The sequence below is a fragment of the Paenibacillus sp. FSL L8-0435 genome (assembly GCF_037965655.1).
Lineage (GTDB): Bacteria > Bacillota > Bacilli > Paenibacillales > Paenibacillaceae > Paenibacillus.
In genome coordinates this window covers 3,275,588-3,300,366 of the sequence record NZ_CP150185.1, presented here as the reverse complement: position 1 = coordinate 3,300,366, position 24,779 = coordinate 3,275,588, and the positions used below count along the sequence as shown (strand labels likewise).

The window sequence follows — 24,779 nt, the reverse complement described above, 5'->3', positions numbered from 1 at the left end:
TAAACCTCACAAAGTGCATATTTAGTAAGTCTGCTCTTCTTAAAATGTATTAAACCATATTCATTGGTATTGGAGGTGAACGCATAAGCGGAGAATAATGATTAAACGAAACTTGCGACATTTGAAAAAAGAAGCGACTGAAAAAGCACTTGCTGGTACTGCTTTTGAACTGACTCTTGAACACGGACTCGATGGTTTTACGGTCGAAGATATCGTGCATCAGGTGGGTTGTTCACGTAGAACATTTGCAAACTACTTCACATGTAAAGAAGAAGCCGTAGCAAGAGGCGCCATATCCGTTCAGAATACAACCGAACTCGAAGAGTTACTTACCCAAATGCCCGACAATGCCTCTTTGCTTGACGTACTGTATAACCTGATCAAGATGCAGCTTACAACAGAACTCTTAGGAAGGCTTCATCAACTAGTATCACTATCTCAGACCTATCCCGTGTTAGAACCACATTATCTTGGAGCCATGCACCGGATGCAAACGCAGGCACAAGATACCTTATTAGACTTATCTAACGGGAAATATGACGAGATCTATACTTATCTTCTGATTAACGCACTATATGGATCGATACTGCCATTAATTGATGGAAGACTCAACGTGTTACTGCCCGGACAAGTCATTACTGAAGATACCAAGCCCGGTGCTTTAACCTTCGATCAATTTTTGGAAATTACGTTTAATCATTTGCGGGCAGGGTTCGAACATGCCAACCATCCACATTCATCATAGAGGAGTGTAAAATAGAGAAATGTCTACATTATTATACAAAATGGGGAAAACCGCTTTTAGCAAACCTGCAACATTCATCATTGGCTGGGTTTTAATTCTGGGAATTGTCATTTCCATGATCAGCATCAATGGTATTCACATCAGTTCTGAAATGAAGATTGAAGGCACCGAGTCACAGAAGGTTCTGGATCAATTGGCAAAAGAACTGCCAGCCGCTTCCGGCGGTCAAGGAAGTGTTGTGTTCAAGGCACCGGACAACGAGCGTTTGGATACGCCTGAAAATATGGCTGCCATGATGAAAGGTGTTACTGAAGTTTACGGATTAGACAAAGTCATTAATCCTGCGGACTATGCAGCTGAAGCAGGCAATTCGGGTGCTGCCGCTGAGATGGCTCAGAATGCACAGTCTACCGATATGGCGCAATCTGCAGCAACCACTCCTCCACCTTATGGACCTTTGATGGTGGATGGTGTTCCAGTGCCAGGCATGTTGATCTCTTCGGATGGAAGCATTGCACTGTTCCAATTCCAATTTACAGTTGAGCAATCTGCCATAACCCAAGATGTGTTTGATTCCGTTATTCAATCTGTTATGACGGTAGAGCAAGGAACCAACATTACGGTCTTGCCCGGCGAAACGCTCAAAACGGTATCCATTGGGGTCGGCTCGGCAGAGATTGTCGGATTGGTCATTGCTGTCATTGTATTACTGATCACCCTTGGCTCTGTTGTTGCAGCAGGTCTGCCTCTGATCACTGCACTGCTCGGAGTTGCCATTGGGGTTGGTGGTGCGTTCTCCATCTCCAAATTCATTGAAATGCCTAGTGTCACTTCCGTCCTGGCTCTCATGGTTGGATTGGCTGTTGGAATCGACTATGCTCTATTCATTGTTAATCGCCAGCGTCGAATGATTATTGATCAAGGCTTGAGCGCAAAAGAAGCAACAGCCAGAGCCATTGGTACATCGGGCAGCGCAGTATTTTTTGCCGGATTAACCGTCATTATTGCACTGTGCGGTATGCTTGTCATCGGTCTCACATTCTTGTCTACGATGGCTTTGGTCGCAGCTGCCACCGTACTCATCAACGTATTCGTTGCTTTAACCCTGTTGCCGGCTTTACTCGGATTGGTAGGAGAACGCATCTGTTCCGCCAAAGCTCGTGAGAAAAGCGCGAAACATCCTAAAGCCACTAACCACGGAGTCGCGGACAGATGGGTGAAACTCGTTATCAAGAATCGTTGGGCTTCCATTATTGCCATCATCGTCATTCTTGGTTTTGCCGCGACGCCGATCACCAAAATGGAAATGGGTATCCCTGGAGCTTCCTCAGCGAATCTGGATACAACTGCAAGACAAAGTTATGATGCCATCTCCGAAGGCTTCGGAGAAGGATTCAATGGACCCCTTATTCTGGTCGCAGAGCCTAATCAGTCTTCCGCAAAAGTTACACCGGAACTCTTGGGCGGTCTGGTGATGGAACTCCAAGGTCAGAATAACGTTGCACAAGTCACACCGCTTGGTATGACAGAAGATTTGGCTATTTTCAGTCTCATTCCAAAAACAGGTCCTAACGATAATCTCACTAAAACACTGGTCACTGATCTGCGCGCGGCTGATTCCAGCATCGCACAGACCTATGATGTGAAACTTGGAGTTACGGGACTTACAGCTGTTAACATTGATATGTCAGCCAAACTGGCGCAGGTATTCCCTATTTATGTAGGCATCATCATCCTGCTCTCGCTGATTATCCTGTTGCTCGTATTCCGTTCAATCATCGTTCCTATCAAAGCAACGATTGGCTTCCTGCTTAGTATCCTCGCTACATTCGGGATCACGACTGCTGTATTCCAATGGGGCTGGCTGCATTCGCTCTTTGGTTTCGATACCGGCGGTCCGCTGCTTAGCTTTATGCCGATCATCGTGACAGGTATTCTGTATGGCCTTGCGATGGACTATCAGGTCTTCCTGGTCAGCTCCATGCGGGAATCCTATGTTCATGGTCATCGCGGGACCGAATCCGTCGTTCATGGATACAATCAGGTAAGTCGCGTGGTTGTTGCCGCAGCAGTGATTATGGTCTCTGTATTTGCAGGATTTATCTTCACGGATGATGTCATGATCAAACAGATTGGTTTCACCTTGGCGGTAGGCATTCTGATTGATGCTTTCATCATCCGTATGGGCTTGGTTCCAGCCATCATGGCTATTTTCGGAGACAAAGCTTGGGCACTTCCGAAATGGCTAGATCGCATTCTGCCAAACCTGGATGTTGAAGGCGAGAAGCTGATTGCTTCCCTGAATGCTGAAGAGCATGCCAACACGAAGTCTGGATTAAAATAATCATTCCACAACAATCGTAATGGTAATACCATGATTACTATTACGACTACATTCACCAATACAAAGACCTCCTCTGTTTTTATAAATAGGAGGTCTTTTTTCTTTTTCATATTATGCGGTTATGTCTTCAATATGGGTACTATAGCGTGGGGATTTAGCAGCATTAACAAACGCCGCAAATAACTTCTGACTGTAGTCATCTACTTTGTAGCTGTACTCTGGATGCCACTGCACAGCCAAAACAAACGAGCGGTTCGGCATTACCGCGGATTCAACGAGTCCATCTTCAGCGACTGCCACAGCAGTTAACTTATCCGATAACATCTTGATTCCCTGATGGTGATAACTGTTCACTTTTATCGTATCTGTTTGCAAAATATCGTATAGGATATTATTTTCCTCAATATGTACATCATGTACAAGATTCGTATACGGCGGACTTTGCTTGTGATTAACGATCTTGTTCCCATGAAGTTGAAGGCTAGTCGGAATGTCTTGATATAACGTTCCACCCAACATAACGTTAAATAGTTGTAGTCCACGGCATATGCCAAAAGCAGGCTTATCAATCTCAATTACTTTTTGTAATAATATCGACTCCATCATATCGCGTTCAATACATAACTCTCCACAGGTAACCTCTGCAAGCTCATGATACAGCTCAGGATTGAGATCATGTCCCCCGGTGAACAGGAAACCATCGAACTGATTAGCCAGCGTTGCTATGATCTCGGTATCCGTTGTCAAAGGCAGCATAATTGGAATCCCACCTGCTCCTTCTATGGCGTTCATATATTCAGGAAGCATCCAGTAACTTTTTTTGTCCGTATCATACAAAGGCAGTACACCGATCATGGGCTTTTTCATGGCTTTACCTCCAAGCTTTTCATTCATTTTATCAGATCTCTTCATATATAAATTCACTGAATTATTGCATTATCCTACCTCTATTATCTGCGAACCCGTTTCATCCGGAATGCTGGAAAACTAAAAAAAACAAACAAAGCCGCATAACAGCGACTTTGTTTGTAGTTCCAATCCCATATATTCATTCATTCGTTTAGTTTAAACAGCATCTCATCTAAGCTGCTTTTACAGTGGTTACTTCGTCTGAATTCACTTGAATGGAACGCTGGCATATCAGGGTAATGACATAAGCCAGCAAGGCAAGCATCACAGCAACTGGAGGAACCCACTGGACACCACCCATATTAACAGCAATTCCTCCAACGCCGGAGCCTAACGCTATACCTACATTGGCCGCCACAGGCAGGAGTGTAGATGCAAATGCTTTGGACCCCGGTGAGATCGATCCTGACACATCAAACAAATATAACTGGGATGCCGCGCTCATGGAGGATGACAGACATCCAATCAGGAACAGAAACGCCAAGCCGAGCCACAGATTGGAAACGGCAAAACTCATGCCCAGGAAGAGGATCGCCTGGATGACGAAAAGCCGCTTTAGCTTGGGCAGGAAGTCACCCTTGGCTATTTTGGCACCAATCCAGTTACTCAGGATGCTGCAGGCCCCATAGATCAGGAGTACGGCACTAATCCATTTCACTGGCACACCCATAGTCTCACTGAGGAGTGGCGTAATGTACGTAAAAACGACGAAAATACAGCTGTTTCCAAGTACCGGGATCAGACAGGCCAGCAATATCCTTGGCTTCACAAATAGAGACATCTGATCACTGAACGAACCTGCAATCGTTGTTGTTTGGCGTGGCAGAATACGGAACATGAACATCAACGGCACAACACCTATGCATGCCGTAACAACAAACGTCATGGACCAGCTCAGATGTTGTCCGATAAATGTACCGAGCGGAACACCTAGCACATTTGCGATTGAAAATCCGCCCAAAATCCAGGCGATAGCTTCCCCTCTTCGCTCCCGGTTCACTGCGTCGCTTACAATCGAGATCGAAAGCGATATCGTAAGTCCACAAGCAACGGCTGACACGATGCGAATGGCCATCAACGAAGAGAACGTTGTTGAGAACACGGTCAATAGATTTAATGCCAACACGATTGCAAATCCAATCAATATGGAACTTCTTCTGGATATTTTGGCTAAGAAGGCCACAGCAAATGGTGTACCCACTGCGTATGCAATCGCAAAACCGGAGACAAGCATCCCCGCGGCAGCAAGGGATACTTTCATGTAACTTTCAATTTCCTTTAACACACCTACGATGACATACTCGGTTGTTCCCAGTACAAAACTAACGAGCGTAAGCGTTAAAATAAGTAGGTTCTCTCTATTTCTAGTCATAAAATCAATACTCACTAATCCTTTCTATTGTTGCAAGCGCTTCAATTCTTTTGACGATCCGTAATCATGTATTTTCTGCTTTCCCATCCCTTCACTTTCGATATATAGTTACATTTTGGATAGTGAAATTGTACTGTCAGATACGCCATGGCGACAATCAAGGTTGTTGTGGTTTTATTGCAAAACATTATATATGTTGTCATTTCAACACAGACTTTCATTACTAATTCTGAAGGGAAGACATAGATGAATACACACCACGAATTCGGCCAACTGCATCCAAATCGAGATTGCACCATTATTTATGTAGGAAAACTGGCCGACAATCCGCATTGGAGCTTTCCGACGCATAAACATGACGATCTGCATGAGATTATCTACGTAACTGAAGGCAAAGGATTGTTCACCATTGACGGCACCAAACACTGGGCTCAAAAAGGGGACATGCTCATTTATAACAAGGGTACTCTTCACGAGGAGAAGTCCAATCCTGAATTCCCGTTATCCACCTTTTATTGCGGCTTTCGTTTTACAGAAGGAACCCAGACCCTTGAGGATTGGGTCATTCCTCCCTCTAACAATCCGATCATTCGAGCAAACCGATATTCCGATGAGCTCCATTCGTTAATGCAGACTCTCTTCAATGAATTTTCAATCCGGGAACCTGGATACGAGTTGATCTCTGGGCATGTCCTGAAAGCAATACTTCTGATCATCGATCGGCAGTCCCGTCAACAGCTTCCTAGTGGGGAGATCGTTGGGAGTAATACCCTTGCTGAGAGCATTAAAGACTATTTGGATACCAACTATCGGCAAAATATTAAACTCAAAGAATTGGCAGATCAATTTCATATCGATTTTTATTACTTAATTCATATGTACAAAAATCACTATGGCACTTCTCCTTATCATTACCTGATCCAACGAAGAATGGGTGAAGCCACCCGATTATTAGTCTCAACCAACAAAAAAATATGGGAAATTGCCAAACTGGTCGGGTACGATAACCCCAATTACTTTACAATTTTATTTACCAAAACGGTTGGTGAATCACCTCGAAGTTTCCGGAAAAAGAATCAAAAGGATATGTTCGGGGATGAGGTGTCACATTCTTACTAATTTCACCAATCTCTCTAAACCCAAAAAGGCGCTCCAATTTGGGGAGCGCCTTGGCTATTTACGTTTCCTTATACACTTACATACATCTACTCTAGAGTTTAAACCGGCGAACCAGTTCTTGCATATTCTCAGCTGTTTTGGATAGCTGTGCAGATGATGCTGATATCTCCTGCATCGCCGCCATTTGCTGTTGGGCTGCTGCTGAAGTTGTCTGAGCACTATCAGCCGACACTTTAGAGATGTGACTCATCGCGGCAACGGTAGCCGAGACTTCTTCCGTACTGGCAGACAACTGTTCTGAGACAGCGGAAATGTCCTGAATTTGATCCACGATATGCGTTGTATATTGTTCGATGTTTGATATGGTTGCTGAAGCTTCTTGGCTGATCCGCATTCCTTCACCAACTTGATTACGAACTTTATCATTCATAAGAGACGTGGATTTGGCAATCAGATCAAGCATTTTGCCAATGGTAGCGCCAATCTCGTCCGCACTTTGTTTGGATTGCATCGATAGCGTTCGTACTTCGCCTGCAACAACAGCAAAACCTTTTCCGTGTTCTCCTGCTCTTGATGCTTCAATAGAGGCATTCAGTGATAGAAGATTGGTTTGCCGAGAGATATCCGCAATCGCTTCATTCATTCGATTGGCTTCAGCGGATAGACTGGACAGCTCATTAATCAATGCCGAGGTTTCTTCAACAGCTCCGAGAATATGTTCCATTTGTTCTCCGACCTGGTTTATCGTTTTCCCACCATTAGCAACAGCGCGCTCCGTCTCTTCAGCCGAATCCACAATCGCACTCGCAGATTCTGCAATTGTACTGATGCCTCTCGCCATCTCTTCTACGGCATTCGCGGTTTGTTCCGAATTCTCCGCCCCAACAATAGCTGATTCAGCAGTCTGGTGCATGGTTTCAGCTACATGTTGAACCGACTGGGTGGTTTGTTCTGTACTTTCCTGAATCATTTGGGAAGAGTGGCTTAACAACGATGACGTCTGATGAAGTTCAGCAACCACCGATTGAAGGGAGATGGTCATTTGGTCAAAATCATTTGCCAATATACCAAATTCGTTTTCGGTTTTCAGATTCACCCGTTCAGACAGATTCCCTTCGCTTACGCTACGGGTGGCCTTTCGCAGTTTTTGCATAGGTACGATAAAAGATCTCAGAATGAAGAAAATAATTACACTGGCAATCAATACAGATATAACAATGACCGTTAGACTCGATACCATAATGGGTTTCGCTGCGGCGATAAAATCTTCATGGCCCATCAAAGCAATGACATTCCAACCCGTCAAAGCGTTAATACCGTTATACACTTCCAGATCATACGCCAGATCCGTTCTAACAAATTGGGAAAATGCCATCGGTTCATCGGAACTTGAAGCCGTATTAGGATGGACTGGAATTCCCTCAATAAGTGCTCCGCCGAGCTCTCCTCCTCCACCTTTTGCAATCGCACCGGACCAAGCCGCAATCGTTCGATTGGAGTCAACCACAATCAGACTTCCATTCCCTCCGACATCCACAAGCGATATTTCATTTGCTAATCGCTCCAGATCAAGTTTAATACTTGCTACACCATGTTCATCTGAAAGAGCTTTTGAAATCTCTACGTAAATCTTCCCGGATGCCGGATCATTCATAATACTCGAAAAATAGAGTGATCCATTGTTACTTATACCATTGGTGTACCATTCTGTGCTGCGTGGATCATATGTTGCATCCTCAATTGCTGGAGAAGATATAACACTGCCTTGGTCGTTGCCTACGGTTATGGCAAGAATATCAGGATATGTATCAGCTAACTGGTCGATTCCTAATTGTACTGCTTCGTTGTTCGCCTGACTGGGATTGGAACCATACATGCTGTCTATGTAACTCAATAATGCTGCTTTTTCCCCCACCAGATTGTTAATATGTTGTCCTGTCATCGTTAATATTGTATTGATGGGCTCTGTCATTTTTTGTTGTACTTGATCTTTGGCACTATGATACGAGAAATATCCGATAAGTGCAGTGGGGATAATAAGTACCGCAAGGAAAGCTGCAATGAGTCGAGTACTCATTAATCGTAAAACGGCTCCTCCTTTCTTATAAAATGACCTTTTTTCACTTTCCTTTTTCAAGTTCAATCTTCCTCTCTTTATTCATTTTTGGTAGAACTAATCGGCCAGTAAACGCAAAAAAACCCATATATATGCACACCCAAAGAAACTTTGAGCATGTATATACATAGGTATTGCCTGAATGAATTCAGTAACAAGCCGTATTTGTTTAGTATTATAACATAAATAAAAAGGGTTTGTTAACTATGATTGGGTCTTTATACCAGACATCTGTTGTTTATAATCCGTAGGACTTAGCCCCGTATACTCTTTGAACACCTTCGAGAAATAGTGCTGGTCGCTAAATGACAACAAATCGGATACTTCCTTAAACTTCATGTCGGGTTGACTTTCCATCAGTCTGCAGGCCTCCTGAATGCGAAGCCGGGTGTAATACTGAACAAACGTAATTTGCGTTGCATTTTTGATCACTCTGCTGACATACGACGGGCTAACGTGAAACTTCAAAGCAATGTCGTTGATAGATAATTGAGAGTATTTATTTAGTTTTACGTAATCGTCGATCTGTTCGAACAGAATCGCCTTGCTTTTTCTAACGTGGGATTGCAGCATATCGAAGCACTGTTCCGTCCATTCCGTCAGTTCTCGGCAAAAATCGGCATAGGACTGTGCTTGGGCGAATTGTCTTGACCGAAGCTCCAGACCCAATCTCATGCCCGCCCCTTGTTCCTCGTACAGATGAGCAAACGTGTCTACGATCAATCCGATAAACCGCTCCACCTCGGTCATATGTACATTTTCCTCTGCCCATCGATTCAGTAATTCGGATAATTTAAGAGCAAACCGTTCTTTCTGCCGAGCCTGTATCATCTGTACAAAAGCAGATTCCTGCACCGGATCCAGACAACCTGTCTCGGATCTGGCCATCGACACCGGACTCCCGGTATCCAACACCATTCCTTGTTTCAACCGTTGCTGCTCCGACAAAATGGTCGACACGCGGTGATAGAGCTCAGGCAGATTACCAGACTCAGTGAATAGAAGTTGTCCTCCAATGATCGCATCGATGTCATGCGCAACCAAATGCCGTCGCAACGACTCAAGACATTCATGTACGGAAGAGTACACCTCAAGTGCACTCTTGTTGATAAAAGCAACAAATTGATATGGGGTTTGACTAGTGTAAACACGACAAGGATGGAATGCAAAAAAATCCTGCACTATACCCTCAAGTTTCACCTGCACCCATCGTTCATGCCCTGCGGTAAAAGGCTGTTTGCTCATAATGATCATCATCTGGCTGAATAAAGGCGGAAACGCCTCCCCCTGTTTCGGCGTAGTCTCACATTGGGGATGAATGATTTCCTGCAAATCCAGCAGTTCCTTGGACATCTGTTGATCAAGTTGGTCAATTACCCGACCCATGACTTCTTCAAGCGCCTCTCGCTCGACAGGTTTTAACAAATAGTCAAACACTTGCAGGTTCAATGCTTTTCTTGTGTATTCAAAATCGCTATAACCGCTAATCAAGATGACCTTCAGATCCGGGTTGGCAATTTTGGCTTGCTCAATCAGGGACAGCCCATCCATTTTCGGCATTCGTATATCGGTCAACAGCAGATCAATCGGTGACTGCTTGATCGCTGCCAAGGCTTCTTCTCCATTCGTTGCCGTAGCCGCTACACGAATCGGGAAGCTCAGCGTCTCCAAGAGCATTTTAATATTACGTAATATCGGTTTGCTATCCTCAACGATCATAACGTTATACATCGCCTGTCCCTCCTCGCTAGTAAAAATCTCTCGTCAGTGAGCCGATGATTTGAATCGTTGCTCCATGTTGCTCTTCCGCATGATTGTTAAATATATTAATAAAGAGCCGGTTGTTATACATTAGTTTGAGTCGATTGACACTGTTGATAATTCCCATGTTACCAAGGGCTGTCCCACCATCGGCAGTCTGGTTCATTCCAGAACCCGATGCCTGAATATTGGTTAAAATCTCCTGGATCTTATCCGGTGGAAAGCCCTCACCGTTATCTTTGATCTCCAAAGCCCATAATCCGTTATATTGCTTCACGGTAATCTGGATACGCCAAGGCGGCGCGGTGTTGGCAAAGGCATGTTCAATGCAGTTTTCCACAAATGGCTGAATGACCAAGCGCGGCAACCGGATTTCGTTCGCCAGCTCGTCTGCACGGATGTCCCACTCCAGATCCTCTTCGTACTTTTGTTGTACAAGGGACAGATAATGTCTCGTATGTTGAAGCTCCTCAGCCAAAGTCACATGCGCGTAGGGTGAAGAGACAATATAACGCAGACTGTCCGAAAGATGTTTGCACATATCCGATACAACTTTGGTCTTCCCCTCTTGGGCGGCAATACTGATCAGGTATAGAACATTATGAATAAAATGAGGTGCAATCTGGGCTTGCAGCGCCGAATTACGCGCCTTTACTTCTTCATGAAGCGCCGATTTTTCCCGGTCAATTGACTGTTGCAGCCTCTCCATCAGATCCTGAAAGGCTTCATTCAGCAATAAGAGATCGTTATTCTTCGGCGTTTCATCCACCTTCAGATTCATATTGCTGTAGTTCATGCGCCAGATCTGACCGCGCAGCTTGCGGATAGGCAGCAGCAGGTTACGTGTCGACAGGAAGATATACACAAATGAAACCAGCATCAGTGCCGTAATCAGCAGAATGGACATCGTCTGAACCGAATGGATCGAGCCAAGAACAGATTTTTTGGGCGTTATGATATACGTGATCCAACCTGTACTGGGTGAAGTGGAATGTGTGATATAATTGTCGTTTTTGTCCACATCCAGTCCCTCGTCTGATGCAGGCTTTGTCCAATTGGCAAATGTCACACCTGCTTCCGAGCCCGTCATCTGCTCCCCTTGCGTATTCAGAATATAGACATCACCAGCGGTAATGCCCTCCGTTAGGTTCTGTATATAGGCCTGTTCCATCTGGATGCTAAGGTAACCGTACACCTTGCCGTTCTGATCATTGATCGTGCGCACAAAGGAGATCGTATCATCTTGACGCAGCAGAACAAAACCACTTTCCGTCCAATCTCGTCCGATCTGACTACTCTCCATCATGGTGTTCAGGATTGCGGGAGGGTTGCCTGAGCCCAGATATGTTGTCAGGAGAATCCCGTGATTGTCGTAGATGGACATGTCTTTGATATTCATACTCGGCCCGATGGCCTGAAACATGATATCTTTGATGATCCGAATCTGTTTCAGCCTTTCATAATTACTATGCGCTGAGGAGCTCTTGTCCATGGCTGCAAATATATTTTTACTGGATAATATTCGCTGTGACATCTGGTTCTGTTGTTCTACGTAGAGATCAACTTGCTCTCTTACCTTCGTAGCTGTAACGAGCGTATCCTGCTCTGTTTTCAGTTTGAGCGGGCGGACAACGATCACATTGACATACACGATAAAACAGCCCAGCACGAACAAAAGTAGAGCCAGAAATGTCAAAAACACCTTTGTCTGCAAACTGAATTGAGTTGCCTTATGTATGAGCTTTGCCATTCTCAGAGTTACCCTCCTGTTCTGACATGATGTGAAATCCCTTAGATTTATGTCCTACTGTATCACGGTACTTCATGAAATGATAGCGATTTCAAGTTCAGGATTTTACACATCAACGTTCAAGCACAGACATGTACCGGGGCGATAAAAGAATCTATAATCGGATTTGTAAACGGATTCATCAAACGTTTTAGAGGGGGATTTGCATTGAAAACAATAAAAAGAAAAAAAGCGCTTTCTATTATTCTGGCCAGTTTATTATCGGTCTCGTTAACGGCTTGTGGATCAGGAGGTACCGATTCCGGCACAGCTGCTGGCGGGGACAGCAAGAGTGGCAAAGTCACATTGGAGCTGGCCATCTCTAAAAGTTCTCAGGACTCTGCTTTCATCCAGCAGGACATTCTCGATGCATTCGAAAAACAAACGAATATCCGCGTGAATTTGCAGCTGATTCCAGCGGAACAAACAACGACGGTACTGCAAACCAAACTGGCTGTAGATGAAACACCTGACATTATTCAATATAATCTGGCGAGCGCAGTCACGGACCTGAACCTTGAACGTAACTTCGAGATTCTCGATAACGAACCTTGGGCGAGCAGAATCGTGAACAAAGACGTCCTCTCATCTGGTGGTCACCTCTACAGTTTCCATGTTAGCCAAGATACGGGAATGCAAGGGGTCGTGTATAACAAACAAATCTTTGAAGAATTCGGGTTGTCGATTCCAACCAACTACGAAGAATTTCTGGCGCTCTGTGAAAAAATTAAAGCAAGTGGCATTACTCCCGTATTCATGCCTTACAAAGATGCCTGGGCTGCCAACATCTGGCCTGCTGCAGCTTTTGCCGATTTTGTAGCCAAAAATGAACCGACTTTTTTTGATGAGTTGAACAGCAATAAGAAAAAATGGTCTGATATCCCGGAATTCAAAACATTCCTGGAACAACAATATGAAATTTACACCAAAGGTTACACCAACACGGATGTGCTTAGCGACAGCTATGACATGGCCGTAGGTAAATTCCTGAACAAGGAAGTAGCCATGATGTTTATGGGCGATTGGTTAATTGAAGGCGTTGCTGAGCAAGATCCAAATATGGAACTGGGCGTGTTCCCGATTCCATCGTCAGACAATGCCAGTCTGGGTGCAAGTCCACTGGGTGGGCAATTGTTCATTCCGAAGAAATCCAAACATCTGGATGAAGCCAAACAGTTCCTTGATTACATCGCTTCCAAGGATGTCGCACAACAGATCGTGGACTCCAAAGGATACGTATCCAATTTCAGTGACGTTACTACACCGGAACTGCCAGCTTACAAACAGGATATTGTAGACAATTATATTACGCCGAAGAAAACCGTGCTGACAACGGATGCATATATGCTGGTTGATCGCAGCGAACTGTATCGGTTGTTACAGGATCAATTTGCAGGTGGATTGTCACCGGAAGAAGTACTGAAATTCTGGGATGAGAAGTTCAGTCAGCTAATGCAGGATAAAGGTGTAGAAGGTTTCTAAAGAGTGAAATATAAGGCAGCATAACAGGATCGATCGTTATGCTGCCTGGTTATAATGGAGTGTGAGACATGAAAAGGACTAAAAATCTGTACTCGTATTACATGATATTTCCCGCACTGATTATCTACTCCATCTTTTTTGTTGTGCCTGCTCTCGCCGCTTTCTATTATTCATTCACGGATTGGCGGCTGGATCGGCTGGAGCTGAAGTTCATCGGGTGGGATAATTTCAAGAAAATTTTCTCAGACAAAACGCTTATTCTGGCGCTGAAAAACACGGCAATATTTGCAATCGTCACCGTCGTTGGCAAAAATGTCATCGGCCTATTGCTGGCCGTAGGACTTAACATGCGTTTAAGAACGAAGAACCTGCTGCGCGCCATCTTCTACTCCCCTTCCATACTCAGCATTCTTGTGATCAGCATTCTGTTCACTCCCATGTTGCGTACCGAAGGTACAATCAACAATTTGTTGGAATCTGTAGGATTACATTCGTTAAGCCAAGCTTGGCTTACCAACCCATCGATTGTGATCTGGACGATTGCCATCGTCTCGATCTGGCAGAGTGCCGGGTTCCAGATGGCCATCTATCTGGCGGGCCTGCAGTCCATTTCTCAAGAGTATTACGAGGCAGCCAAGATTGATGGCGCAAGTTCGTGGAGAAGTTTTTTCAAAATCACACTACCACTCTTGCTGCCCGCGATTAACATTAACCTGATGCTGACATTGATCGGTGGACTCAAAGTATTCTCCGAAGTATATGTCATGACCGGTGGTGGCCCGGGTAACGCTTCCCAGGTCGTAGGTACGATCATTCTGCGATCTTTCGGCGAAGGCAACTGGGGACTTGGTACGGCGGTCAACACCCTTCTCTTCGTGGTCGTTACCATTATCGCTATACCGCTACTGATCTTCATGCGGCGTAAGGAGGTTACGGAATAACATGGGCTATACACGCAAACTCGCCATCCGCAACTATATCGTGGAAGGTTTCCTGATTCTGGCCTCTCTTATCGTTCTGTTGCCACTTGTCATTCTGATCTTTGGTTCATTCAAAACCAGCGCCGAGGTGCTTAGCTTCTCCCTGAGTTTTCCGGAAACATGGCAGTTCTCGAACTATGTTCGTGTCTTCCAAGAAGGCGGACTGTCGCGAGCGTTCCTCAACAGCATTTTGATTACTGGCGTATCTTCCATCATTAATATCGTCGCTTCTTCGGCAGCGGCATTCATTCTGGCACGTCGGGAAACCAAACTATCCGGCACGATCTACATGTATTTCTTCATGGGACTGATTGCGCCAATGTCGATTATTACAACCATACGGGTTGTACAGGGATTGGGATTCTACGGCAGCATCACAAGTGTTATCCTGATCTACGCTGCGTTAAATACAGCGTTCAGTGTATTCTTGTATAGTGGATTCATCAAAACCATTCCACGAGCACTGGACGAAGTGGCATTTCTGGAAGGGGCAAGTGTGTTCGGGGTGTTCTTCCGCATCGTCACACCGCTCATTCTGCCCGTTAACGCAACGGTAGCCATCATGGTGTTCATGTCCGTCTGGAATGACATCACGATTCCTGTGTACTTCCTGACAGACAGTTCCACATGGACGATGCCACTGTCGATCTACAATTTCTACGGCAAATATAGCCGGGACTGGAACCTGATCTTCGCTAATCTCGTGCTTACTTCCCTGCCTGTATTCATCCTGTATCTATTCGGGCAAAAATATATTGTCAGCGGCCTTACTGCCGGTGCAGTTAAAGGTTAAACCTCATATTCTCACCGTTCTTGAAGGAATGGAATTAGAGAATTCATGACAGACTTAACCCCCACCAGATCTGGCGGGGGTTGTTTTATTTTTAGCGAGAAAATGCATCTACGCCTCTTTATTTTTGAAACAATTGCGGGTAAAGGGCAGCAACACCACCAGCAAGACCCTGTTGTACATTCCGACTGGTATCATCAGCAATAATTTCGTAGAGATCCGCTTCGATGGAATCTATTGCAATTTTGGCAATATCCGTTGGGCTCGTTTTTGGTGCGTCAATACCTGCTGTCATATCCGTATCCATGAACGCGACGTGTAATCCGGCAACGCTAACATTCTTAGGGGCTAATTCGAGACGTAATGCATTCGTAATTCCCCACTGAGCGGATTTTGCAGCTGAATATGCACCTGAGTTACCAAGGCTGAGCCAAGATAGAGCAGACAGGATATTCAGTATCGAACCTCCCCCATTCTTCTCTATTACCGGTGCAAACGCACGAATCATTGAAAGCGTACCGAATACATGTGTATTGAATTCCAAGTGAATATCGTTCAGCTCACCTGTGAGCAGAGAAGCACCCGTAGCGGAACCGGCATTATTAATTAGAAGGGTTACATCACTAGCTACCTCAGCTGCAGCCATGACAGATTGAGGATCCGTAATATCGAGTTGCAGTGGAATAGCCCCCGGCAGATCAATGGATTCAGGGTTTCGCGCGCCAGCATACACTTTGGCTCCTCTCGCCAGCAGTTCAAGAGCAAGTTCCTTGCCCAAGCCTCGATTAGCCCCACTTACAATAGCAACTTGTTTGGAAATATTCATTTATTATTACTCCCTCTCATTGAGAATGTATTCATTTTTGAGCTGTTATGAGAATGATCATTCTCATAACTCCCACTAACAATCTATCACATCGGGAACGATCAGTAAAGAATAACTTTTATGATCCATGTCTTTATACAAAGAAGATGCCCGATAACCTTTAAAAAAAGGCTCCGAGCATCTTTCTTTAGTCCTTCATTGAGAACGGATTTACATATGGATTATGATTTTATGTCATACAGATTCGCAGGTAATGCCTGCACAAACGGTGACCACTCACTCGTTGTGTATAGATGAAGTCTGTGCATGGCCCGTGTGCATGCCGTATACAGAAGCTTGCGATCATATTCCTGGCTGTAAGCGACGGGTGAAGCATCATAGACCAGGACAGCATCGAACTCAACGCCTTTCGCGAGATACACAGGAATAACCATGATTCCTTTTTCGAAAATCTGTGTGTCTTTTGTTATGAGCTGTAACCCTTCGCCGCCTTGACTTTGCAACCTTTCATAGGCGTCACGGCTTTCAGCCGCGGTCTTCGTAATCACAGCGATGGAATCAAACCACTCAGCCTTAAGCGAGGCGATGTCTGCGAGAATCTGCGCACCACGCATCTTTTCGTCCTTCACTCTTGTTAAAAGAGGCTTCTCATCTCCCCTTTCAAACGGTCTGATCTCTTCCCCCCCTGGTAGCATGCATTTCGTGAATTCAACAATCTCTCTGGTTGAACGATAACTGCGTACCAGCCGGATCAATGTAGTTTCGCCTTCTCCGTAAAGGTGAACCAGTGGCGAGTTGGATGCTGCCAAATCCGTAGCCTGCATAAAAATCGCCTGCTCGAAATCCCCCAGCACCGTCATGCGGGCACGAGGAAACAGTTTCTTGAGATATTCGTATTGAAACGCTGAATAATCCTGGCCTTCATCGACAAAGACATAACGAATCTCTGTGTTCGTCCGGACGCCTTCGATCATCTCTTTTACATATAAATACGGAGTAGCATCTTCATGGAAAAGCTTGTTCTGAAGGATCATGGCCTTGGTCTGTTTACAAATCTCAGGCCAGTGCTGTGGGGGGATTGCCCCATTCGTTTGTTCCCGATAAGCGGCTTCATCTACAAATAGTTGTTCGTATATCCCTTTCACATCCACGAACTGGAATTTCCGCACACTCTTTCTTAACGGTTTAAACATGTCTTTCACCAGTTTCTGACGAAGCAACTCCTCTTCCCGCACTCCAAAGTTAAAGGCACCCTCATCTTGCTCTGCGCTGTTATTACCGTTATCTCGAGCTGCGTATTTTTCCGCCACATCGAACACAGGCTTTTCTTTGTGCAACATGCGGAAAGCTTCCACATACTCATCCGTGTCCAGATAATTCAATTCCTCCTGAACCCAGTCTGCTTCCCGTTCCAGACGTTCCAACGAAACGAGTTCTCTCAGCAACCATTCCTGCAAAAGAAGAATACGGTTAGACAAGGTAAGATTTTGATCCAAACTGTAAAATTGAGTCTTAATTTGGTCCGCAGTGATGAATTCACGTCCCCGAAATTGAATACCGTTAAACCGCATGCCCTCCCGCCCCAGCCACTTACCGTAGTTTTGGAGCACTTGCAGGAATGTCTCGGAAGCTTTGTACTTAATCGCCTCCAGACGAGCTTCATAACCCGGATCTTCTTGGGCTGTCAGCACATATTCAATCTGATCAAAGGCATCCTCTGGTCGTAAGGAGGAATCCAGCCAATAATTCAGATATTCCTGGAAAGTTGTCTGCTGCATGTTCTCTTCGCCAAGTTCCGGAAGCACGGTGGAAATATAACTGGTAAACATCGGATTCGGCGAGAAAAGTACAATTTGATCTGCTTTGACGGTCTGGCGGTGTTTATATAGTAAGTAGGCCACTCGCTGTAACGCAGCGGACGTCTTGCCACTCCCAGCTGCCCCTTGAACGATAAGCATTCGGCTTCGGTCATCACGGATAATGGCGTTTTGTTCCTTCTGGATTGTTGCTACAATGCTCTTCATTTGTGAGTCTGCACCCTTGGCGAGCACTTGCTGCAACAATTCGTCACCAATCGTCTCAGTTGAATCAAACATGCTATGAAGCTGCCCATGTTGAATCTGGAACTGACGCTTGAGCTCCATCTTTCCGTCGATTCGTCCTGAAGGTGTGTCATAACTTGCTGGCCCGGGAGAGTGATCATAGTACAGACTCGCAATTGGCGTACGCCAGTCATAGATTAGAAAGTTCAATCCATCTTCATCCATGAAGGATGATACACCGATGTAGATCTGTTCAGTCCATGTCATGCCTTTTTCCTTATAGTCGAAACGGCCAAAATACGGCGTTGGAAGCAGTCTCTTTGTATTTTTCCATTGTTGTGTTAACAGCTTGTGTCCACGCTCCCTCTCGGCCAACACTCTGGACTGCTGATTAATGGTATAAAATGCATCTTCAAAATCCGTGTACGAACCCGTATTAATTGTCACTTCTTCCCAGAACCGTTTACGAATTTCGGCAGCCTGTTCATGCAGTCCGGCAACCTTCGGTTCTAACTCGTCGAGTCGTGCCTGAAGTTTGTTCCTCACCTGTACTAATCTTTCCTCTTCCAACTTCCATTCGTTTGTTTTATCCATGAATGAGTTCACTCCATTTTCCATTTATTAGGACCAAAAAAAGAGCATTGACAAATCGGAATGTCGGATGTAAAATTAAATTAGGAGAAATAATGATTCACCCTTTATATTCAATAGAAATGTCAATTGCGCTATAGATTATATCATGGCTTTTTTTCACGTTCAATGCTTTTTTTCTGTTCTGTCTGAATTGAAAAATAATTCATATTAACTAGATGTCTCTTGAGCTACACTGGGGGCATCTTTTTTGTGTCCTGGGCATGGTTCATACCCTGAATGCGGTAAGCTATACACCCCTTTATAAATTCGATAAAATGAACGAAACATGAAGCATAAGTTGATGCATTTGGGAGGGATACATAAACATGAATATAGAACCTGTGGAGGACCGTTGTCCTGTTGAGTTTGCAGTCAATATGATTGGTGGGAAATGGAAGCTATTAATTATAAATCGGCTCATCCGCCATTCAACAATTCGATTCAATGAATTGCAGAAAATGCTTGACCCCATTACGCATCGCACGTTAACCAGGCAATTACGAGAACTTGAAGAAGCTGGTTTGATAAACCGTGTTACCCACCCTGTAGTTCCGCCTAAAGTCGAATATTCTCTTACAGAAAAAGGACAAAGCCTGACTTCGATCTTGTTCCAGCTAGGTGATTGGGGATCGAAACATATGTAAAACGCCTTCTCATAGTATCCCAAGGGATACTTTATATCATTAATGTGCGTACTTACGCTCCTATTCTAAATCCGTTATGCTGAGGTCAATGCTGAGTGTTAACTCATCCATTCCAATGACATATTGAAAGGAAGTTATTGACCACTATGACACAGAATGATCGATTTTTAGTATATGGAGCATCGGGCTCTCAAGGCGGCGCTGTCGCTCAAATACTCGTTCAACACGGTTGTGAGGTTCGCACGATTACTCGAAATGAGGCAACAGCCAAAACACTAAAGGAACAAAACATTGAAGCTTTCATCGGGGATCTATCAGATGTGGAACAGCTCCATGCGGCGCATCAAGGTATAAGTAAAGTATTCCTGAACCTCCCGGTGGAGTTCAATCCGGATAAGATCAGACAATATACCAAAAATGCAATTGATGCTGCTATACAGGCAAACGTTAAATTGATTGTAGTTAACACGGGCACCTATGTTCCTGACCCTATCACGCATTCCAAAGGAATTGAATTGAAACGTGAAGTTATCCATGAATTGCAGCAAAGTGGTCTTCCATATATCATTGTGGAACCCATTGTATATTTGGAAAACTTCCTGATTCCTGGAATACTGAACAATGGTGTTTTGGCCTACCCGGTACCAGCAGACAAGCCGATCTCCTGGATTAGCTTAAACGATGCAGCTCAATTCCACTATTATGCCTTGACTCATTCGGAATTGGCAGGAAGTATTATCCCAGCACCCGGATTAGAAGCCCTGACAGGTGCACAATTAGCGGAACAATTCAGTGCTGTATTAGGTGAAAAGATCAGCTTCATGTCTCTACCTTTTGATCATTTTGAAGCAGCGATTCAGCCTTTGTTGGGAAGTGAGACAGCAGCAGGTCTTAAAGGATTGTACCAATGGATTGATGGGCATACAGATCTTCTTCCACGATATGAAGAGTTGGAGGATAACATCAAAGCAAATCTTAAATTAACCAAAATTAGTGATTGGATTCATCAAACAATCATTAAACAATAGTTTTCCTTGGAAATCCCCTCTCGCTGCTATTCATGAACAAGCCCTTTGAATCTCCAACGAGAGAAACGAATTCAGATATTCTGATAGGATTAGGCAAAACTTTGATAGTAATGTGGTACAGGTTGTTCCATTTGTTATGACATAATAATGTGTAAATAGGTCACCTTACAGGTGGCAATAATAAACATTAGAAAGGATTTGAACATAACATGGAATATACGAAACTTGGTAACACAGGCTTGGACGTATCTCGATTTTGCCTCGGATGTATGGGATTTGGGGACGCCAGTAAATGGGTTCATGAATGGGTACTGAATGAAGAAAATTCTCGCCCGGTGATCAAAAAAGCGTTGGATCTAGGCATTAATTTCTTCGATACAGCGAATATATACTCTTTGGGTACAAGTGAGGAATATCTTGGTCGGGCGTTAAAGGATTACGCAAATCGGGATGAAGTTGTCATTGCTACCAAAGTACACGGACAAATGCATCAAGGACCCAACGGTTCTGGCCTTTCCAGAAAAGCCATCCTGAGTGAGATCGATAAAAGCCTGAAACGATTGGAAACGGATTATGTAGATCTTTATATCATTCATCGTTGGGACTACAATACGCCTATTGAAGAAACCATGGAAGCCTTACATGATGTGGTGAAGTCCGGTAAAGTGAGATATATTGGGGCCTCAGCCATGTTCGCTTGGCAGTTCCAAAAAGCATTACATGTAGCAGAGAAACATGGTTGGACCAAGTTTGTCTCCATGCAAAACCACTTGAACCTCATCTACCGTGAAGAGGAACGAGAAATGTTGCCTTTATGCAAGGAAGAGAAGATTGGTGTAACTCCCTACAGTCCTCTTGCTTCAGGCAGATTAACTCGTGACTGGTCCGTATCGACACTCCGATCCGAGACAGACAAAATTCAGAAATCCAAGTACAATGCGACAAGTGATGCGGATCGGCTTGTTGTTGAACGAGTTGCATCCATTGCAGAAAAATACGGTGTCCCTCGCACACACATTGCACTTTCGTGGTTGCTGCAAAAAGACACTGTAGCGGCTCCAATTATCGGTGCCACCAAAATATCGCATCTGGAAGATGCGGTAGGTGCTCTTTCTGTTAAGTTGACCTCAGAAGACGTCTCATTCCTTGAAGAGCCCTATGTACCTCACCCTGTAGTAGGTGCTCAATAATCCCTTTTGCTTAAAATATAGAAGACCTCCTCTTTCCGTATCTGGAAGTTGGGGGTCTTCTTTTTATATCGCGATTTATTTGCGCCAGAATGTTGAACATTCTGCCTTATCCGCTATATTAAACTCAATCATTCTTTCAAGTAACGAAAAATCAATCTCCTGTTTCCACTTCATTCGCACCAACTCTTTGGTGTGATCATACCCCGCCTGAGTGATCTCTTCCGAAAAACGATTAATTCCTGCCTTCTCGGGAGCAACAGCCAAATGTTGCTTGGATACACTAAAGCCAATGATGAAGGTCTCATGGTCGGTAAACATCGGTTGATTCCAGGCTATTTTTTGTTTTAAATTCGGGAATTTTTCAGTGACCCAGTTCAAAACTTCTTCCGTTCGTGCCTGGTGTTCCGGGTTATCGATGCGTGCTATAAATTCTGCAAAGGTCTCCATTGGTTCCCCCTAATATCATGAAATATACTATTTAATTTGCCCCATACATACTCATTCTATCATGAATATCAAATTCAATACCCCTTATCGGTTGTTTTAATGCAAAAAAATTTGTAACAACAAAGTTCTCTTTAATAGGCCGATATCTATGATCATAGAGTAGTCCTTACCCGCAAAGACTTTAGATGTTTTCCTTTATCCAAGAACGCAACTGATCAGCATAGAGAGCGCGTTCATCTGGATCGGACGGAGAACCATTTGACAGATACAGTTGATCATTCACGTATCTAGGGTAAACATGGAGATGATAATGCCATACGTCTTGATTGCCAGCAGGTTCATTATGTTGTCGTGTCGAAATCCCATCACATCCATATGTACTTTTCATTGCAAATGCTATAAGCTGAGCCGCGCGGTGAATTTCAACAGCGTAATCCGCAGGGAGTTCAAAAATATTCTCGAAATGTTCATTCGGAACAATAAGAACATGTCCTTTATTGTTTGGCCACCATTTGCCCGCTATAAATGCGGTTACCTTTTCATTCTGATAGATGATATCCCTTTGTTTTGTTCCCTGATCAGGTCGCTCGATACCCCAAATACGACAAAATGGACATTCATACCCTTCAGGCTGATGTGAAAATGATACCGTCATCTTTCTCCTTACACTCCTTTCATATTTTTCTAACTAGTTACTAGTTATTAGACGCCGTTACCTTCTGTTCGTTGCGATGAGATGGCGGGTTATAGAACGATCAGCAATTAACAAACTGAAAAGCAAAAAGCAGCTGACCTTGGCGGCAGCTGCTTTCTTCTATCTTTAACTATCACTATTGCAAAGTTCACACTTACATAGTGCTGATATCAATAACAAAGCGATATTTCACGTCGGAAGCCAGTACACGTTTATATGCTTCGTCAATCTGATCGGCGGAGATGACCTCAATGTTAGGTGCAATATCATGTTCTGCACAGAAATCAAGCATTTCCTGCGTCTCACGGATACCACCAATCATGGAACCTGCGAATGAACGGCGATGACCGATAAGAGAGAATACGTTTACGGCTAGTGGCTCAGCAGGAGCACCCACGTTCACGAGTGTACCATCCAGTGTGAGCAGTGAGAAATAAGCGTTAATGTCAATATTCGCACTTACCGTGTTAATCATCAGATCAAATGTGCCTGCAAGTTTCTCGAATGTTTCCGGTTCGCTTGTGGCAAAGTAGTGATCTGCACCAAATTGCAGTCCATCTTCTTTTTTGCTCAAGGATTGGGAGAGAACCGTTACTTCGGCACCCATCGCATGTGCAATTTTGACAGCCATATGACCAAGACCACCCATACCTACAACGGCAACTTTCTTACCTGGGCCAGCTCCCCAGTGATGCAGTGGTGAATATGTCGTAATACCGGCACAGAGCAAAGGTGCAGCAGCATCAAGTCCAATGTTATCAGGGATGCGAACAATGAAATCCTCTACGACAACAATGTGAGTGGAATATCCACCCTGCGTAGGCTCACCGTATTTGTCTACCCCAGCGTACGTGGGAATATTTCCTTTAAGACAGTATTGCTCTTCACCTTTGCGGCAGTTATCACATTCACCACAAGAGTCAACCATACATCCAACCCCTACTCGGTCACCGACCTTGTATTTGGAGACTCCGGTTCCTACATCGGTCACAATTCCGGCAATTTCGTGTCCAGGAACGAGTGGATAATTCACAGGGCCCCATTCACCGTGGGCAGTATGGATGTCAGAATGGCAGATACCTGCATATTTAATCTCGATTAATACATCATTGGTATCCAGATCACGTCGTTTAATTTCAGCACTTCTGAATTGTTGATCTGGTCCGTCAACGGCTCTGGCTTTAGCTATAATCAATGGGATAACCTCCTAGTAATTTAAAGTTCAAAATAATCTTACCCCCTCTAGTTAACTCTAGGTCAAATGTTTATCTTATTTTTTTATCTCGAACTTACTTTGACATCCAGTAATCCAACATGTTAGAATTCACTCGGATCAATCCTAGAGTTAACTCGAAGTCTACCCCTAATAGAAAGGAATTCATTCTAAATGACCTATTCAATCGGTGAAGTTGCCAGAAAATTAGACCTTACGGTATATACATTGCGTTATTACGACAAGGAAGGACTCATGCCTTTTGTAGAACGAACCACAAGCGGAACACGCTTGTTCAAAGACTCCGACATTGACTTTCTAAAGATCATCCAATGTCTGAAGCTGACCGGCATGCCTATTAAAGACATTAAGGACTTTATTGAATGGTGCTCTGAAGGGGACTCCTCGCTGAAGCAAAGATATGACATGTTTACGGAGCGAAAAGCTATAGTGGAAGCACAAATGGAGGAACTAAGAAGAACCATGGAAGTCATTGAGCACAAACGCTCCTACTACGAAACAGCTTTGGAGGCTGGAACCGAAGAGATTCACAAAATTAAACCGATGGAAAATGCCATCATCAATTGATGGTTCATGCTTTCTATTTTCTAAAATTAGCGCACAAAAAAAGTAGCTTGAAGTCCTCTAACGGATT

Annotated in this window: 20 protein-coding genes; 10 read left to right on the top strand and 10 right to left on the bottom strand. The window is 44.2% G+C overall.

All coding sequences use genetic code 11. The features are described 5' to 3' along the window. The first annotated feature begins 121 nt into the window (after nucleotides 1-121). Together NST33_RS14405 and NST33_RS14400 are read left to right on the top strand one after the other, a co-directional pair. Nucleotides 122-745: a TetR/AcrR family transcriptional regulator gene (locus NST33_RS14405; protein WP_260632622.1), complete on the top strand. Its 624-nt coding sequence runs from the start codon at nucleotides 122-124 to the stop codon at nucleotides 743-745. Nucleotides 746-764: 19 nt separating this feature from the next. Next, nucleotides 765-3,089: an MMPL family transporter gene (locus tag NST33_RS14400; RefSeq protein ID WP_221819368.1), complete on the top strand. Its 2,325-nt coding sequence runs from the start codon at nucleotides 765-767 to the stop codon at nucleotides 3,087-3,089. Nucleotides 3,090-3,200: 111 nt separating this feature from the next. Here NST33_RS14400 and NST33_RS14395 read toward each other — a convergent pair whose 3' ends face one another. Together NST33_RS14395 and NST33_RS14390 are read right to left on the bottom strand one after the other, a co-directional pair. After that, nucleotides 3,201-3,956, bottom strand: a complete 756-nt coding sequence (locus tag NST33_RS14395) for a gamma-glutamyl-gamma-aminobutyrate hydrolase family protein (RefSeq protein ID WP_221819369.1) — start codon at nucleotides 3,954-3,956, stop codon at nucleotides 3,201-3,203. 214 nt (nucleotides 3,957-4,170) lie between these two features. Further along, entirely contained in the window at nucleotides 4,171-5,370 is a 1,200-nt protein-coding gene (locus NST33_RS14390; protein ID WP_221819370.1) for an MFS transporter, read from the bottom strand. Between the two features lie 246 nt (nucleotides 5,371-5,616). On the opposite strand from NST33_RS14390, the gene NST33_RS14385 reads away from it, so the two are divergent. Then, a complete protein-coding gene (locus NST33_RS14385) occupies nucleotides 5,617-6,489 on the top strand; it encodes an AraC family transcriptional regulator (protein WP_221819371.1) in 873 nt (290 codons plus the stop codon). 91 nt (nucleotides 6,490-6,580) lie between these two features. Here the strand turns inward: NST33_RS14385 and NST33_RS14380 are convergent, their stop codons facing one another. From NST33_RS14380 to NST33_RS14370, 3 genes are all read right to left on the bottom strand, one after another. Beyond that, nucleotides 6,581-8,566: a methyl-accepting chemotaxis protein gene (locus tag NST33_RS14380; RefSeq protein ID WP_339308426.1), complete on the bottom strand. Its 1,986-nt coding sequence runs from the start codon at nucleotides 8,564-8,566 to the stop codon at nucleotides 6,581-6,583. Nucleotides 8,567-8,809: 243 nt separating this feature from the next. Further along, nucleotides 8,810-10,336 carry a response regulator gene (locus NST33_RS14375; protein ID WP_221819372.1) on the bottom strand — a complete coding sequence of 509 codons (1,527 nt, stop codon included), beginning with the start codon at nucleotides 10,334-10,336 and terminating at the stop codon, nucleotides 8,810-8,812. 16 nt (nucleotides 10,337-10,352) lie between these two features. After that, nucleotides 10,353-12,116 carry a histidine kinase gene (locus NST33_RS14370; RefSeq protein ID WP_221819373.1) on the bottom strand — a complete coding sequence of 588 codons (1,764 nt, stop codon included), beginning with the start codon at nucleotides 12,114-12,116 and terminating at the stop codon, nucleotides 10,353-10,355. 207 nt (nucleotides 12,117-12,323) lie between these two features. On the opposite strand from NST33_RS14370, the gene NST33_RS14365 reads away from it, so the two are divergent. From NST33_RS14365 to NST33_RS14355, 3 genes are all read left to right on the top strand, one after another. Then, the gene (locus NST33_RS14365) at nucleotides 12,324-13,637 is read left to right on the top strand and encodes an ABC transporter substrate-binding protein (protein WP_221819374.1); all 1,314 of its coding nucleotides are present in this window, start codon (nucleotides 12,324-12,326) and stop codon (nucleotides 13,635-13,637) included. 68 nt (nucleotides 13,638-13,705) lie between these two features. After that, nucleotides 13,706-14,578, top strand: coding sequence for a sugar ABC transporter permease (locus tag NST33_RS14360; RefSeq protein ID WP_036616033.1), 873 nt, complete (start codon nucleotides 13,706-13,708; stop codon nucleotides 14,576-14,578). 1 nt (nucleotide 14,579) lies between these two features. Beyond that, nucleotides 14,580-15,410 carry a carbohydrate ABC transporter permease gene (locus tag NST33_RS14355; protein ID WP_221819375.1) on the top strand — a complete coding sequence of 277 codons (831 nt, stop codon included), beginning with the start codon at nucleotides 14,580-14,582 and terminating at the stop codon, nucleotides 15,408-15,410. Between the two features lie 118 nt (nucleotides 15,411-15,528). Here the strand turns inward: NST33_RS14355 and NST33_RS14350 are convergent, their stop codons facing one another. Both NST33_RS14350 and helD read right to left on the bottom strand, forming a co-directional pair. Continuing rightward, nucleotides 15,529-16,233: an SDR family oxidoreductase gene (locus tag NST33_RS14350; protein WP_221819376.1), complete on the bottom strand. Its 705-nt coding sequence runs from the start codon at nucleotides 16,231-16,233 to the stop codon at nucleotides 15,529-15,531. A gap of 221 nt (nucleotides 16,234-16,454) precedes the next feature. Continuing rightward, nucleotides 16,455-18,869 carry an RNA polymerase recycling motor HelD gene (gene helD / locus NST33_RS14345; RefSeq protein ID WP_339308422.1) on the bottom strand — a complete coding sequence of 805 codons (2,415 nt, stop codon included), beginning with the start codon at nucleotides 18,867-18,869 and terminating at the stop codon, nucleotides 16,455-16,457. 365 nt (nucleotides 18,870-19,234) lie between these two features. On the opposite strand from helD, the gene NST33_RS14340 reads away from it, so the two are divergent. From NST33_RS14340 to NST33_RS14330, 3 genes are all read left to right on the top strand, one after another. Then, on the top strand, nucleotides 19,235-19,552 hold the full coding sequence (locus NST33_RS14340) for a helix-turn-helix domain-containing protein (protein WP_017688544.1): 318 nt from the start codon (nucleotides 19,235-19,237) through the stop codon (nucleotides 19,550-19,552). Between the two features lie 146 nt (nucleotides 19,553-19,698). Next, nucleotides 19,699-20,580, top strand: a complete 882-nt coding sequence (locus tag NST33_RS14335; protein ID WP_339185021.1) for an NmrA family NAD(P)-binding protein — start codon at nucleotides 19,699-19,701, stop codon at nucleotides 20,578-20,580. A gap of 209 nt (nucleotides 20,581-20,789) precedes the next feature. Continuing rightward, nucleotides 20,790-21,770 (top strand): aldo/keto reductase, encoded by a 981-nt coding sequence (locus tag NST33_RS14330; RefSeq protein WP_221819379.1) that lies wholly within the window; start codon nucleotides 20,790-20,792, stop codon nucleotides 21,768-21,770. A 75-nt stretch (nucleotides 21,771-21,845) separates the two neighbouring features. Here NST33_RS14330 and NST33_RS14325 read toward each other — a convergent pair whose 3' ends face one another. The 3 genes from NST33_RS14325 to NST33_RS14315 form a co-directional block, all read right to left on the bottom strand. Continuing rightward, nucleotides 21,846-22,217, bottom strand: a complete 372-nt coding sequence (locus NST33_RS14325) for an iron chaperone (RefSeq protein WP_047842909.1) — start codon at nucleotides 22,215-22,217, stop codon at nucleotides 21,846-21,848. 181 nt (nucleotides 22,218-22,398) lie between these two features. After that, the gene (locus NST33_RS14320; RefSeq protein ID WP_339185017.1) at nucleotides 22,399-22,872 is read right to left on the bottom strand and encodes an HIT family protein; all 474 of its coding nucleotides are present in this window, start codon (nucleotides 22,870-22,872) and stop codon (nucleotides 22,399-22,401) included. Nucleotides 22,873-23,065: 193 nt separating this feature from the next. Beyond that, nucleotides 23,066-24,106: an NAD(P)-dependent alcohol dehydrogenase gene (locus NST33_RS14315; protein ID WP_339185015.1), complete on the bottom strand. Its 1,041-nt coding sequence runs from the start codon at nucleotides 24,104-24,106 to the stop codon at nucleotides 23,066-23,068. 192 nt (nucleotides 24,107-24,298) lie between these two features. On the opposite strand from NST33_RS14315, the gene NST33_RS14310 reads away from it, so the two are divergent. Beyond that, nucleotides 24,299-24,712: a MerR family transcriptional regulator gene (locus tag NST33_RS14310; protein WP_339185013.1), complete on the top strand. Its 414-nt coding sequence runs from the start codon at nucleotides 24,299-24,301 to the stop codon at nucleotides 24,710-24,712. Nucleotides 24,713-24,779: the final 67 nt, after the last annotated feature.